8 protein-coding genes and 1 riboswitch are annotated in these 14,607 nt (G+C 71.6%); of the genes, 5 read left to right on the top strand and 3 right to left on the bottom strand.

What is annotated here, in order from left to right:
* Positions 1–75: 75 nt before the first annotated feature.
* The 4 genes from ACIQ5Y_RS36345 to ACIQ5Y_RS36360 all read left to right on the top strand — a co-directional run bounded on the left by ACIQ5Y_RS36345 (position 76) and on the right by ACIQ5Y_RS36360 (position 5,533).
* On the top strand, positions 76–1,539 hold the full coding sequence (locus tag ACIQ5Y_RS36345; RefSeq protein ID WP_403890640.1) for an NCS2 family permease: 1,464 nt from the start codon (positions 76–78) through the stop codon (positions 1,537–1,539).
* Between the two features lie 74 nt (positions 1,540–1,613).
* Complete coding sequence (locus tag ACIQ5Y_RS36350; protein ID WP_403890643.1) at positions 1,614–2,807, top strand: XdhC family protein; 1,194 nt, start codon at positions 1,614–1,616, stop codon at positions 2,805–2,807.
* Between the two features lie 129 nt (positions 2,808–2,936).
* A complete protein-coding gene (locus ACIQ5Y_RS36355; RefSeq protein ID WP_403890645.1) occupies positions 2,937–4,190 on the top strand; it encodes a YncE family protein in 1,254 nt (417 codons plus the stop codon).
* Positions 4,191–4,294: 104 nt separating this feature from the next.
* Positions 4,295–5,533: a GNAT family N-acetyltransferase gene (locus ACIQ5Y_RS36360; RefSeq protein ID WP_403890648.1), complete on the top strand. Its 1,239-nt coding sequence runs from the start codon at positions 4,295–4,297 to the stop codon at positions 5,531–5,533.
* 31 nt (positions 5,534–5,564) lie between these two features.
* Here ACIQ5Y_RS36360 and ACIQ5Y_RS36365 read toward each other — a convergent pair whose 3' ends face one another.
* Together ACIQ5Y_RS36365 and ACIQ5Y_RS36370 are read right to left on the bottom strand one after the other, a co-directional pair.
* The gene (locus tag ACIQ5Y_RS36365; RefSeq protein WP_403890651.1) at positions 5,565–7,781 is read right to left on the bottom strand and encodes a germacradienol/geosmin synthase; all 2,217 of its coding nucleotides are present in this window, start codon (positions 7,779–7,781) and stop codon (positions 5,565–5,567) included.
* Between the two features lie 112 nt (positions 7,782–7,893).
* Positions 7,894–9,888 carry an ABC transporter ATP-binding protein gene (locus tag ACIQ5Y_RS36370; RefSeq protein WP_403890654.1) on the bottom strand — a complete coding sequence of 665 codons (1,995 nt, stop codon included), beginning with the start codon at positions 9,886–9,888 and terminating at the stop codon, positions 7,894–7,896.
* 373 nt (positions 9,889–10,261) lie between these two features.
* On the opposite strand from ACIQ5Y_RS36370, the gene ACIQ5Y_RS36375 reads away from it, so the two are divergent.
* Entirely contained in the window at positions 10,262–10,483 is a 222-nt protein-coding gene (locus ACIQ5Y_RS36375) for a hypothetical protein (protein WP_384579908.1), read from the top strand.
* 103 nt (positions 10,484–10,586) lie between these two features.
* Here the strand turns inward: ACIQ5Y_RS36375 and cobN are convergent, their stop codons facing one another.
* A complete protein-coding gene (cobN, locus tag ACIQ5Y_RS36380) occupies positions 10,587–14,267 on the bottom strand; it encodes a cobaltochelatase subunit CobN (protein ID WP_403890657.1) in 3,681 nt (1,226 codons plus the stop codon).
* A 53-nt stretch (positions 14,268–14,320) separates the two neighbouring features.
* Positions 14,321–14,399: riboswitch (cobalamin riboswitch) on the bottom strand.
* Positions 14,400–14,607 lie beyond the last annotated feature (208 nt).

The raw sequence follows: 14,607 nt of genomic DNA on the forward strand, positions 1-14,607 counted from the left end.
GCCAACGCAGTTTCCCAAATCCCGCGTCTTCAATCTTCTTGCGGGTGCCCCTTTGAACCTTGGGAGTTAGGCACCATGACCCAGTCGTCTGTGGAGCCCAAGACCAGTGCGGATGAAGCCGGTGACGGCTCTCTGAACCCCGCCGGGCGTTCTTGGCTCGACCGGTACTTTCACATAACCCACAGAGGGTCCAACGTCGGCAATGAAGTTCGTGGCGGTATCACGACCTTCATGGCGATGGCGTACATCCTCCTGCTCAACCCGCTCATCCTCTCCGGCAAGGACGTCGCCGGAGACACCATGAGCCAGAAGGCCCTGATCACGGCCACGGCTTTCGCCGCCGCCCTGACCACGCTCCTCATGGGCTTCGTCGGCAAGGTGCCGCTCGCGCTCGCCGCCGGTCTCTCCGTGTCCGGTGTGCTGTCCTCGCAGGTCGCTCCGCAGATGACCTGGCCGCAGGCCATGGGCATGTGCGTGATGTACGGCGTCGTGATCTGTCTCCTGGTCGTCACCGGCCTCCGCGAGATGATCATGAACGCCATCCCGCTCGCGCTCAAGCACGCCATCACGATGGGCATCGGCCTCTTCGTGGCGCTGATCGGCCTGGTCAAGGCCGGCTTCGTCGGCAACGGCGGCGAGTTCGCTCCGCCCGTCTCGCTGGGTGCCACGGGTGAGCTCGCGGGCTGGCCCGTGTTCCTCTTCTGCATCACCCTGCTGGCGATCTTCATGCTGCAGGCCCGCAAGGTCCGCGGTGCGATCCTCATCGGCATCGTCGGCGGCACGGTCCTCGCCGCGATCCTGAACGCGATCGTCGACATCGACGAGAAGGCCTGGAAGAACGGTCCCCCGACCCTCTCCGGCTCCGCCGTCTCGATGCCCGACTTCTCGCTCTTCGGCAAGGTCGAGTTCGGCGGCTGGGGCGACGTCGGCGTCATGACCGTCGGCATGATCGTCTTCACCCTGGTCCTCGCCGGCTTCTTCGACGCGATGGCCACCATCATCGGTGTCGGTACCGAGGCCAAGCTGGCCGACGAGCAGGGCCGCATGCCGGGTCTGTCCAAGGCGCTCTTCATCGACGGTGCCGGTGGCGCCATCGGTGGCATCGCGGGTGGCTCCGGCCAGACCGTCTTCGTCGAGTCCGCCACCGGCGTCGGTGAGGGAGCCCGCACAGGCCTCGCCTCCGTCGTCACCGGCCTCTTCTTCGCCGCCTGCCTCTTCTTCACCCCGATCACCCAGCTCGTCCCGGGTGAGGTCGCCTCCGCCGCCCTGGTGGTCATCGGTGCGATGATGATGCAGAACGCCCGCCACGTGGACTGGGCCGACAGCGCGACCGCGATCCCGGTCTTCCTGACCGTCGTGATCATGCCGTTCACCTACCAGATCACCGCCGGTGTCGCCGCGGGTGTCATCTCCTACGTCGCCATCAAGGTCGCGCAGGGCAAGGCCCGCGAGGTCGGTGCCTTCATGTGGGTGCTCACCGGTATCTTCCTGGTCTACTTCGCCCTGCACCCGATCGAGGGCTGGCTCGGCGTCAAGTAAGCCGGGGGAGTGATCACCACCTGACCCTCCACGCATCCGAATACCGGAAGCTGAACCCCTCCCAGGAGGACGCCGTGCTGGACATCGCCGAGGAACTGAACCGGTGGGTCCAGCAGGGACGTGACTTCGCCGTCGCCACGGTCGTGGCGGTCGGCGGAAGCGCCCCGAGGCAGCCCGGGGCCGCCCTCGCCGTCGACGGCGAGGGAACGGCGATCGGCTCGGTTTCCGGTGGATGTGTGGAGGGCGCGGTGTATGACCTGTGCCTTCAGGCGCTGGAGGACGGCGAGACCGTCCTGGAGCGCTTCGGGTACAGCGACGACGATGCCTTCGCCGTGGGCCTGACCTGCGGCGGAATCATCGACATCCTCGTCGCCCCGGTCCGCGTGGGTTCTCCCGCGCGGGCCGTTTTCGCGTCCGCCGCCAAGGCGGCGTCCCGCGGCGAGGCCGCGGCCGTGGCGCGGGTCGCCGAGGGCCCCGCCGGTCTGATGGGCGGAGTGGTCCTGGTCCGCGCGGACGGCTCGTACGAGGGCACGCTCACCGCCCGGCCGCATGCCGACGCCACGCTCGGCGGACACCCGGAGCTGGACCGCGCCGTGGCCGAAGAGGCCCGTTCCATGCTGGAAGCCGGCGCGACCGGCGTGCTGGAGATCGGCGCCGACGGCCGGCTCTGCGGAGAGCCGCTCAAGGTGCTGGTCGAGTCCAGCGTCCCGCCCCCGCGAATGATCGTCTTCGGGGCCATCGACTTCGCCTCCGCCCTGGTGCGGATCGGGAAGTTCCTCGGCTACCGCGTGACCGTGTGCGACGCCCGGCCCGTGTTCGCGACGAGGACCCGCTTCCCCGAGGCGGACGAGATCGTCGTCGACTGGCCGCACCGCTACCTGGAGGCGCAGATCTCGGCGGGCGACCTGGACGGGCGCACCGTCCTGTGCGTGCTCACCCACGACGCCAAGTTCGACGTCCCGCTCCTCGAAACGGCCCTCCGGCTTCCCGTCGCGTACGTGGGCGCCATGGGCTCCCGCCGCACCCACGAGGACCGCAACAGGCGGCTGCGCGAGGTCGGCGTCACCGAGCTGGAACTGGCCCGGCTGCGTTCCCCGATAGGCCTGGACCTCGGTGGCCGCACCCCGGAGGAGACCGCGCTGTCCATCGCCGCGGAGATCGTCGCCAACCGGCGCGGCGGCAGCGGCGTGTCCCTGGCGGGCGCGCACACCCCGATCCACCCCGACCCGAAGAAGAAGGTGACCGGCCGGATAGGTTCCGTCGCCTGACGGACCGGCCTTCACGGACGGCAGGGCGCAACTCCCAAGGGGTTGCGCCCTTTTGACGTTCCGTCTATTTTACCGGCCGGTAACAGGAGGCACTCTCTCCATCCCTTCCCCCACACCGGAGCCGAGCGGATGATACGTACCCTGCGAACCCTGGGCGTGCTGGCCGCGGCCACCCTCCTCACCGCCGCCGTGCCGGCAGCCGCCGCTGCTCCGGCCGCCGCCGCTCCCGGCGGCGGACTGCGAGAGGTCCTCTTCGTCGGGAACAACTGGGAGGGCACCGCCGACGTCCTGGCCTCCACCGGAGACCTCGCGAAGATCGGCCGGATCAACGTGATCCCCGACAAGGCGGAGCGGCTGCGGGAGATCTACCTCAACCCCGTCAAGCTCGCCTTCTTCCTCGGCGTGCGGCAGACCGCCGGCGAGGGCCACGACCAGTTCGTGGACGACATGTACACCACCCCCGACGGCACGGCCGTGGTCGCCTCCCGGCCCAGCTTCGCCGACGTCGTCTCCATCGACGTGCGCACCGGCCGCGTCAACTGGCGGTTCCCCGTCGCCGGCTACCGCGCCGATCACATGGCGGTCTCGCCCGACGGGACGAAGGTCGCGGTCTCCGCCTCCACCGCCAACACCGTGCACGTCCTCGACATCGCCACCGGCAGGCAGGTGGGCTCCTTCGCCACCGGGGACAAGCCGCACGAGAACGTCTTCAGCCGCGACGGCCGCTTCCTGTGGAACAGCGCCATCGGGGACGTGACCTCCGCCCTCGACGCACCCTGGCTGGACTGGACGAAGGGCGACCGGAAGATCACGATCGTCGACGCGCAGACCTTCCGCACGGTCCGGGTGATCGACATGCGGGAGCGGCTCGACGCCTTCGGCCGCCCCGACCTCTCCGACGCCGTGCGCCCCGTCTCCTTCAGCCCCGACGAGTCGAAGTTCTACTTCCAGGTGTCGTTCCTGAACGGCTTCCTGGAGTACGACGTCGCCTCCGACCGGATCACCCGCCTCAAGATGCTCCCCGCGAACCCCGCCACCACCACCGACCGCACCAAGTGGGTCAACGACTCCCGCCACCACGGCATGTCCATGAGCCCGGACGGGTCCAAGCTGTGCATCGCGGGCACCATGGACGACTACGCGACCGTCGTGGACCGGGCCACCCTCACCGAGGGGCCGCTCGTACCCGCCGACAAGCCGTACTGGGCCACCGTCGATGGCGACGGCACCTCCTGCGTGATCTCCGAGAGCGGCGCCGACCGGATCACGGCCATCGACTTCGCCACCGGAACCAAGCGGGTGTCCGTCCCGGTGGGCGACCACCCGCAGCGCGTCCGCCTCGGCCACGTCCCGGACGGTTGGGCCGGACCGACGGCCCGGTGAGGCCGGCGCGCGCGGCTGCCGGGCGAGGCGCTCGAATTGGCCAAACGCGCACATCAGGCCATTTTGGTGTGACCGGTCCGGGATGACCGATTAGTCTCCCGATCATGGTGGACATCCGTGAGGTACCCGAGGCAGACATCGACCGTGCTCTGGAGCTCGCGTACCTGGTCTTCCACGATCGTCCCGAGAAGGAAGCCCGGGAGCGGCACCGCGCACTGCTGGCGCGCTGCCGCCGGACCGGCGCCTACGACGGGGACGCCCTGGTCGGCTTCATGGCCGCGCACGACTTCCGGCTCTCGGTGCCCGGGGCGGACCTGCCCTGCCCCGGGCTCACCTTCGTCTCCGTCGCCCCCACCCACCGCCGGCGCGGCGTGCTCACCGGACTGATGGCGGAGACGCTGGGGTACGCCGCGGCGACGGGCAGCCCGATCGCCGCGCTCTGGGCCTCCGAGGCCGCCATCTACGGCCGCTTCGGCTACGGCAGCGCCACCACCGCGATCACCGTCGAGATCGACTCCACCCGCCCGCTGGCCCTGCGCTTGGCGCCCGACGCGCGCCCGCTGCGGCTCGTGGACCCGGCCGGGGCCCTCGCGGAGATCGCCCCCTTCCACGAGGCGGCCCGCGCCGTGCGGGCCGGCCGCCCCACCCGCAGCCCGGCCCGCTGGCGCGAGGAATGGCTGTGCGAGCAGGCCGAGGACGACGACGAGTTGAGCCCGCCCCGGATCATCGTCCTCGGTGACCCGGGCGAGCCGATCGCCGGCTACGTGGTCTACCGCACCAAGGCCGAGGACGGCTCCCGGCCCCTCCGCGCGCCGGGGCTGGTCCGAGTGGAGGAGCTGGAGGCCGAGACCCCCGCCGTGGCCGCGGCCCTGTGGGAGTGCATGGCCGCCCTCGACCTCACCGGCAAGGTGACCGCCTGGGGGCGGCCGGTGGACGACCCGCTGCTGCACTTCGCCGCCGATCGCGACCAGGTCCGGGTCACCGCCCAGTTCCCCGCGCTCTGGCTGCGCCTGGTCGACGTGGGGGCGGCGCTGACCGCGCGGTCCTGGGCCGCGCCCGTGGAACTCGTACTGGAAGTGCACGACGCACGGCTGCCCGCCAACGCCGGGCGGTTCCGGCTGAAGGCGGGGCCGGGCGGGGCGGCGTACGAGCACGCGGACACCGGCCCCGACCTGGCCCTGGACGTACGCGAGCTGGCAGCCTGCTACCTGGGCGGGACCCGGGTCGTCGAACTCGTCGCGGCCGGACTCGTACGGGAGCACACGCCCGGAGCCGCGGCGGCGCTGGACGCGGCCCTCGCGACCGGGAACGGGCTGCTGCCGCACACGGCGGACGAGTTCTGAGCGGACGAGTTCTGAAAGGACCTTCCGGGGGCTACGCGGGCAGGGAGATCCGGGCGGCCGACATGCCGAATGTGGAACTCCGGATCAGCGTGGACAGGGTGTCGGGCAGCGGGTGCAGGTCCTCCGCGCGGTAACGGCGGGCCTTTTGATGCCAGTTGAGGATTCCGGCGTGCCAGTCCTTCAGCTCGTCCACGTACGTGTCCAGCGCGGACCGTGCCTCGGCGTCGAGCTTCCAGTCGTCGCAGAGGACCGGCAGCTGGTTCGCCACGATGTGCTCGAACTCCTCGGTGCGCCGGGTCATCAGCGCATGGCAGATGTTCAAGGCCTCCGGGTAGCCGATGTCGAAGAAGTTCCTGGTCACGAGGATGTGGTTGTGCAGCTCGCCCTCGACCTCCAGCTCCTTCTGGTAGGAGAAGAGGTCGTTGATCAGGCAGGCGGCGTCCGAAACGGCGTTCTCCAGTGAGCGGATGGTCCCCGACGCGTAGACCTCGTCGGGGATGCCCCGGCCCTCGTGCTCCAGCCGGCACAGGTGCATGGTGAGGCGCGAGCCGAAGGTGAGGCGGCGCATCTCGGCGTAGTCCACCGGGTCCGGGATGCGGTTCTGGATCTGGTTGTCCACCTCCCACACCCAGCTCTCCAGCATCTCCACCAACGTCGCGCGGAACGCGGCCCGTTGGTCCGGCGCCATGCCGAGCGTGGTGCGGACCCACAGATCGCACAGCCCCCGCTCCAGCGCCGTCACCGGCGCGGGCTGCTCGGTGTGGTCGACGGGAGCCATCGCGATCAGGCGCGCCGTGGCCGCCTTGGCCGCCGCGAGATCCCGGCCGTGCCCGAACACCAGCGGGTAGTAGTCGTCCGCGTACGTCCCCCAGCTCAGCCAGCACGCGTTCAGGGACAGGGCCTCGGGGGAGGCGTCCGGATCGATGCCGGCCGAGCAGAGCGCGAAGTCGTAGCCACGCAGCTTCTGTTCGTCCCAGATGACGGAACCGGGGTCGCCGGGCTGCGGCTCCAGCAGGCCCACGCTCCGGCACCAGGCCACCGACTCCTCGCGGGCACGGGCCAGGTGCGGGCTGAGGGTGAGCCGGTGCGGCATGTAGATGTCGGGGACGACGGAGGGCCCGGTCCGCTCGAAGGGGACGTGCGTGAAGGAGCGGCGGCGCAGCTCCATCGAACGCTTCACGAAGACGGACCGCAGGTCGAGGGCGCTGGTGCCGAGCCCGCTCGGGAGGAAGGGCAGGGTGACGGGGGCGGTGCGCTTCGCCCCTTCGTTCATGTAGCGGCTGGAGACCATGTGCCATTCGTGGCCACCGGACTGCCAGTCCTGCAGGCCCTTGACGTAGCCGAGGACGGCCGCGATCTCGGCCGGGTCCATGGCGTGGTCGGCGAAGAGCTGGGGCAGCTCGGTGAACACCGTCTGCTCGAACTGGTGGAGGCGGGAGGTCAGCAGGTCGTTCGCGGCCTCGGCGGCCTCCTGGGTGGTGCAGTCCAGGAAGGTCTCCAACACCAGAACCGCATTGGAGAGCTCACCTTCCTCGGTCACTTCCCGCTGGTAGGAGAACAGGTCGTTCCTGATGTGCACGGCGTCGGAGAAGGCGTCGCGCAGCACTCCCAGGGCCCGCGCACGCGCGACGCGTGCGGGGACCTCGGCGGCCACGTACTCGATGAGACCGGCCGACCAGGGGGCGCCGCCCACCTTGCGGCGCATCTCGATGTATTCGAGGGGGTTCGCGACACGCCCGATGTCGATGTTGGCGAGCTCCCACATCGACTCGTCGAGCAGGTTCCTGGTCGAGTCGGAAAACCGTTCCCTCCAGCCCATCGACATCGCGGGCACGGTCCGCGCCCACAGGTCGGCGAGCCCGGCCTCGACGGGATTCGTCGGCTCGGGGAAGCCGGCGGCGAGATCCATCGGCATGAAGGCGGCGAGCCGGTCGAGGTACTCCCTGGCGCCGGCGCGGTCCTTCGTCCGCTTGAACATCTCCAGGAAGTGGTCGTCGAAGAAGAACACCCACACGTACCAGTCGGTGACGAGCGAGAGCGCGTCGCCGTCGCAGTCGGGGTGGGTGTACGAGCACAGCAGCGCGTAGTCGTGCGAGTCGAGGTCGGATTCCTCCCAGACGCCGGAACCTTCCAGCATCCCGAAGTCGCGAGCCCACCGCTTGGTGTGGACCCTCGCGATCTCGTAGTGGGGGTTCAGTCGGGCCGGATGGGGCACGTAGAAATCCGGCAGTTGGAACGGCTGCGTCACAGCGGGCTCGGCCTTTCGCTCACGGGTGCGGGGGCCGGTTCGCTCCGGCCCCCGCACGAGATCAGCAGTGCCCTACCCCCGGCGCCGCCGCGACAAGGGGAAGTTCACTTCATCAGGTGATGGACGTGCCCTTCCGCGGCGCGTGTGCCTGCCGGGGGATAGAAGGGTGCCGGCCGAACTGCTCCGCCTGCATGCGGAACATGGACGCGTACCGCCCACCCCGCTCCAACAGCTCGTCGTGTCCGCCCTGTTCGACGAGTCGTCCCTCGTGCAGCACGTGGATGACGTCGGCGAAGCGCACCCCCGACATCCGGTGCGACACGAGGACCACGGCCCGCTGCGGCCCCGCCAGGCCCCGGATGGACTCGAACGCGGCGATCTCCGCCTCCGGGTCCAGGGCCGAGGTGGGCTCGTCCACGACGACGACGCGGGCGTCGCGGAAGCGGGTACGGGCCAGGCCGACCCTCTGCCACTGCCCGCCGGACAGCTCCGAGGCGCCCCGGAACACCCGGGCGAGCAGGGTCTCGTAGCCGTGCGGCAGTTTCTCGACGATCCGGTCGGCCCCGGCGTAGCGTGCCGCGGCCACCACGTCCGCGGCCTGCTCCACGGCGCCGTCGGCGGTCTCCCGCCCGGGCCGGCCGATGGCGATGTTGGTACGGGCGGTCACCGGCCAGCGCTCGAAGTCCTGGGTGAGGAGGGCGACCCGGTCGAAGACCGCTTCCCGGTCGGCGTCCCTCACGTCCACCCCGTCCCAGGTCAGCGACCCGGATTCGGGCAGGTGAAGGCCGGCGAGGAGTTTGACGAGGGTGCTCTTCCCCGAGCCGTTCTCCCCGACCAGGGCGACGACGGTGCCCGCCTCGATGGTGAGGGAGACCTCCGACAGCGCGGGCTCGTCCCGGTCCGGATAGCTGAAGCAGACCTCGTCGAGCCGTACGGCGGAGTGCCGCTCGGGCAGCGCCAGCCCGCCGGCCGGAATGGCCCGCCGCCCCGCCTCGGCCACGAACCGCTCCAGGTCCCGTACGTACAAGGACTCCTCGTGCAGGGTGTTGGTGGTGGCGACGAGCGCGCCCAGGCTCGCCGACCCGGTGCGCACCGCGAAGACCGCGGTGCCGGCAACGGCGAGATCCATCCGCCCGGTGACGATGAGCGCCCCCATCGCCCCGTACGTGACCAGCGCGGCCGCCGCGGACAGCGCGGCGGCGAGCAGTTCGGTGGCGGCCTTGTCCTTGGCCAGGCGGGTGGCCTCGCCCTCGGCGTGCTCGCCCATGTTGCGGTAGTGGCCGAGCAGATAGCGGCCGACCCCGTGCACCCGCACCTCGGGGGCCGAGGTGCGGGAGATCAGCAACTGGCCGATCAGCCGGGCGGCCCGGGCGTGTTCCGTCCAGGTGATGACGGACAGGTACCGGCGCTGCGCCACCCGCATGGCACCCCAGCCGCGCGGGGCGGCGATCAGCACCAGCATGGGCAGCAGCAGCGGGTGCAGCACGGTCAGCACGCCGCCGGTGGCCACCAGCGAGATGACCCCGCCCAGCGTGGCCACGCACGCCCCCACCGTCCGGCGAGCCGAGGGCGGACCCCACTGCGCGCTGTCGAGCAGCCTGCGGAACTCCCCGTCCTCGATGGCCTCCAACTCCACCTCGACGGCGGCCTTCAGGTACTGCTCGTGCGCGATCCGCTCGACCTTGGGCTCCAGCCGGCCCGCGGCCGCCGTCGACCGGGAGGCCAACACGGCCCCGAGCACGGCGACCAGTGCCCCGGCGGCGAGCGCGGGCACGGCCTCGTGCAGCCGGGCGCCGGGACTCCCCGCGCCGAACAGGATCCGCAGCACCCGGCTCAGTACGAGCAGCCCGACGGCGGCGGTCACCCCCTGCCCGGCCTCGGCGGCGGCGACGGTGAGCAGCGCCCGCCGGTCGCACTCCCAGGCGAGCCGCAGTGTCCCGCGGACCATGCGGGGCATTTCCCGCAAGGTGGCGAGGAGTCGGCTTTCGAGCTGGGCGTACTCGTGCTCCGCCCAGCCGGCTTCGTAGCGCAACGGCCCGCCGAAGAGGAGCCGCTCGCTCTCGGAGACGGCGGGCCGGCCCTTCTCGGGCCTGCGAAGCAGCCTCATGCGCGGCCACCCCCGCCCGGTGCCGGGTCGAACACCACATGAACATGCACGGATCGCAAGATTCCTCCCGAGCTGCCACGGCCGCGAACTGACGCCGCAAGAACGTGGCTGCTCAGGGCGGCGTCACGGCCCTCGGGGAACGAACTCCCGCACACACTTCCGGCCCGGCGGTCGACCCCAAGCGGCGCCCGGGCGCGGCTCCGTGACACGGCGTTCGAACCACCCGGAGGTGGCGATGACCCCCTTCGAGGGATTGCGCCCGGTCCTGGCTGCCGGCGCGGGAGGGTCTCCCGGGGTGTCGGCGCCCGGGGTGATTGTCGGATTGGGTTAGTTTGTCCGTGTTGTGGTTCCGGCGTTCCGGGAGGGAACACTCATGGCTATCGATCTGGACAAGGTGCTCGACAAGGCGTGGGCCGAGAAGCCCCTCTCCGAGGTGCTCTCGGCTCCCGTCTCCGCGCTCAAGGGCGTCACCGACAAGGACGGGGAGTTGCTCGCCCAGGCCTTCGGGGTGAAGACCGTCGCCGATTTCGGGCAGCTGAAGTACGCCCGGTGGGCGCAGGCGCTCGTGGCGCTCAACCAGACCGTCAAGGTCTAGTCCGCGGATTCGGGGTCCGCGGACTCGACCGTGAGAAGAGACCGTCCTCCTCGCCCTTCCAGTGGGCGGGGAGGACGGTCTCGTGCCGTGCGGTGCGGACCGGTCAGTCGCCCGCGGCTTCGAGGTTGCCTTCCGTGTCCAGGTAGACCTGGCGGAGGGATTCGAGGATCTGCGGGTCCGGCTTCTCCCACATGCCGCGGGACTCCGCCTCCAGCAGGCGTTCCGCGATGCCGTGCAGGGCCCAGGGGTTGGCCTCCTCCAGGAAGGCGCGGTTGGTCGGGTCCAGGACGTAGGTCTCCGTGAGCTTGTCGTACATCCAGTCCGCGATGACGCCCGTCGTGGCGTCGTAGCCGAAGAGGTAGTCGACCGTCGCGGCCAGCTCGAAGGCGCCCTTGTAGCCGTGGCGGCGCATCGCCTCGATCCACTTGGGGTTGACCACGCGGGCGCGGAAGACGCGGGACGTCTCCTCGACCAGGGTGCGGGTCTTGACCGTTTCCGGGCGGGTGGAGTCGCCGATGTAGGCCTCGGGGGCCGTGCCGCGCAGGGCGCGGACCGTGGCGACCATGCCGCCGTGGTACTGGAAGTAGTCGTCCGAGTCGGCGATGTCGTGCTCGCGCGTGTCCGTGTTCTTCGCGGCGACGGTGATGCGCTTGTAGGCCGTCTCCATCTCCTCGCGGGCGGGGCGGCCCTCCAGGCCCCGGCCGTACGCGTAGCCGCCCCAGACCGTGTAGACCTCGGCCAGGTCGGCGTCCGTACGCCAGTCACGGGAGTCGATGAGCTGGAGGATGCCCGCGCCGTAGGTGCCGGGGCGGGAGCCGAAGATACGGGTCGTCGCGCGGCGTTCGTCGCCGTGCGCGGCCAGGTCCGCCTGGGCGTGGGCCCGGATGAAGTTGTCCGCGGCCGGCTCGTCGAGGGAGGCCGCCAGCCGGACCGCGTCGTCCAGGAGACCGATGACGTGCGGGAACGCGTCACGGAAGAAGCCCGAGATGCGGAGGGTCACGTCGATGCGGGGGCGGCCCAGTTCGGCGAGCGGGATGGGTTCGAGGCCCGTCACACGGCGAGAGGCCTCGTCCCAGACCGGGCGGACGCCGAGGAGGGCGAGTGCCTCGGCCACGTCGTCGCCCGCCGTGCGCATCGCACTCGTACCCCAGAGGGACAGTCCCACGGAGGCGGGCCACTCGTCGTCGTGGTCCGCGCGGTAGCGGGCGAGGAGGGAGTCCGCGAGGGCCTGGCCCGTCTCCCACGCCAGGCGGGAGGGGACGGCCTTCGGGTCGACCGAGTAGAAGTTGCGGCCGGTGGGCAGCACGTTGACCAGACCGCGCAGGGGCGAGCCGGAGGGGCCCGCCGGGACGAACCTGCCGTCCAGGGCAGAGACCACGTGGGCGATCTCGTCCGTGGTGCCGGCCAGGCGGGGGACCACCTCGCGGACCGCGAAGGAGAGGACGTCGGCGACCGACCGGGGGTGGCCCGCGGCGACGGCGGCCACCGCGTCCAGGGACCAGTCCGCGTCCTCCATCGCCTGGACCAGGGCGCGGGCCTGCTCCTCGATGGCGTCCGCCGACGTACGGGTGGCCGCGGACTCGTCCAGGCCGAGGGCCTCGCGCAGGCCCGGGAGGGCCGTCGTGCCGCCCCAGATCTGGCGGGCGCGCAGGATCGCCAGGACCAGGTTGACGCGCGACTCACCCGTCGGGGCGCCGCCGAGGACGTGCAGACCGTCGCGGATCTGGGCGTCCTTGACCTCGCACAGCCAGCCGTCGACGTGCAGCAGGAAGTCGTCGAAGCCGTCGTCGTCGGGGCGTTCGTCCATGCCCAGGTCGTGGTCGAGCTTCGCGGCCTGGATCAGGGTCCAGATCTGCGCGCGGATCGCCGGCAGCTTGGCCGGGTCCATGGCGCTGATCTGCGCGTACTCGTCGAGGTGCTGCTCGAGGCGGGCGATGTCGCCGTACGACTCGGCGCGCGCCATCGGCGGCACGAGGTGGTCGATGAGCGTGGCGTGGACGCGACGCTTGGCCTGGGTGCCCTCACCCGGGTCGTTGACCAGGAACGGGTAGATCAGGGGCAGGTCCCCGAGGGCCGCGTCGGGGGCGCAGGAGGCGGACAGGCCCGCGTTCTTGCCCGGGAGCCACTCCAGGTTGCCGTGCTTGCCCAGGTGGATCATCGCGTCGGCGCCGAAGCCGCCGTCGGCCGCCGCCGCCTGGATCCAGCGGTACGCCGCCAGGTAGTGGTGCGACGGCGGCAGGTCCGGGTCGTGGTAGATCGCGATCGGGTTCTCGCCGAAGCCGCGCGGCGGCTGGATGAGGATCAGCAGGTTGCCGCGGCGCAGGGCGGCCAGGACGATGTCGCCCTCGGGGTTGGAGGACCGGTCGACGAACATGTTGCCGGGCGCCTCGCCCCAGTGCTCCTCGACGTGTCCGCGGAGGTCGGCGGGGAGTTCGGAGTACCAGCGCTTGTAGTCGGCGGCCGGGATGCGGACCGGGTTGCGGGCCAACTGCTCCTCGGTCAGCCAGTCCTGGTCGTGGCCGCCGGCCTCGATGAGCGCCCGGATCAGCTCGTCGCCGTCGCCGGAGACCAGGCCGGGGATCTCGGCGGCCGGGCCGAAGTCGTAGCCGTGGGAGATGAGGGTGCGCAGCAACTCGACGGCGCTGGCCGGGGTGTCGAGGCCGACCGCGTTGCCGATGCGGGAGTGCTTGGTGGGGTACGCGGAGAGCACGAGCGCGATCCGCTTGTCGCGGCGGTCGGTGTGGCGAAGGCGGGCGTGGCGCACGGCGATGCCGGCGACACGGGCGGCGCGTTCGGGGTCGGCGACGTACGCGGGCAGGCCGTCCTCGTCGAGCTCCTTGAAGGAGAACGGGACCGTGATCAGGCGGCCGTCGAACTCGGGCACGGCGACCTGGGTGGCGGCGTCGAGGGGGGACAGGCCCTCGTCGTTCTCCTCCCAGGCGGAGCGGGAGCCGGTCAGGCACAGGGCCTGGAGGATCGGCACGCCGAGGGCGGCGAGGGCGCCGGCGTCCCAGGACTCGTCGTCACCGCCCGCGGAAGCGGTGGCGGGCTTGGTGCCGCCGGCCGCGAGGACGGTGGTGACGATCGCGTCCGCGGACTCCAGGGCCTGGAGGAGCTCCGGCTCCGGGGTGCGCAGGGAGGAGACGTAGAGGGGGAGGGGCAGGGCGCCCTGGGCCTCGATCGCGTCGCAGAGGGCGTGCACGAAGGCGGTGTTGCCGGACATCTGGTGGGCCCGGTAGTAGAGCACCGCGATGGTGGGCGCGGTGCCGGTGCCGGTGCCGGTGCCGGTGGGCTGCTGCGCGGTGCGCTCCAGGGGGCCCCAGGTGGGGGCGGCGGCCGGGGGCTCGAAGCCGTGGCCGGTCAGGAGGACCGTGTCCGAAAGGAAGCGGGCCAGCTGCTCCAGGTTGGCCGGGCCGCCGTGCGCGAGGTAGGCGTGCGCCTCGGCCGCGATGCCGATGGGGACCGTGGAGGCCTCCATCAGCTGGGCGTCGGGGGCCTGTTCGCCGGTCAGGACGACGACCGGGCGGGTCTGGCCGGGGGCGAGGAGGACGTCGAGGCCGTCCTGCCAGGCGCGCAGGCCGCCGAGGAGGCGTACGACGACCAGGTCGACTCCGTCGAGGAGCGCGGGGAGGTCGTCGAGGGGGAGCCGGGAGGGGTTCGCGAAGCGGTACGGGACGGCGGTGTCGTCGGCGGTGGCGGCCGTGTTCGCGGCGGTGTTCGCGGCGGTGTTCGCGGCGCGGGCGCTGAGCAGATCGGTGTCGGACGTCGACAGCAGCAGGATCATGCGGCGGCAGGCCTTCCTCGGGGTTTCCGCGCCCCGGGCAGTGAGGACAGCGGGAGTTCCTGACTCACCCGGCGGATCGCTCCGCGGGGTTCACAGTGGCGGGACCGCGCCGGAATCGCACCGGGCTTCCTCCCATGTCGCCGTCCTCGGCGATGGCGGACCGTGTGGCGCCGCCGGGGTCATCCTAGGGGGCCTTTGCCCTGGCCGGGCGAGGTGGGGTGGGGGTGGGGGTGCGGGTGCTGCGCGGGCGGGGGCGGTCCGGGTGCGGGTTCGTTGCGGGGGGGGGGGCCCCGCCCCCCCCGCCGGCGCCCCCCCGGCGCGCGGCGGGGGGGCGAGGCGC

Origin of the sequence: Streptomyces sp. NPDC096339 (assembly GCF_044762985.1) — a bacterium.
In the GTDB taxonomy this organism is placed as follows: Bacteria; Actinomycetota; Actinomycetes; order Streptomycetales; family Streptomycetaceae; genus Streptomyces.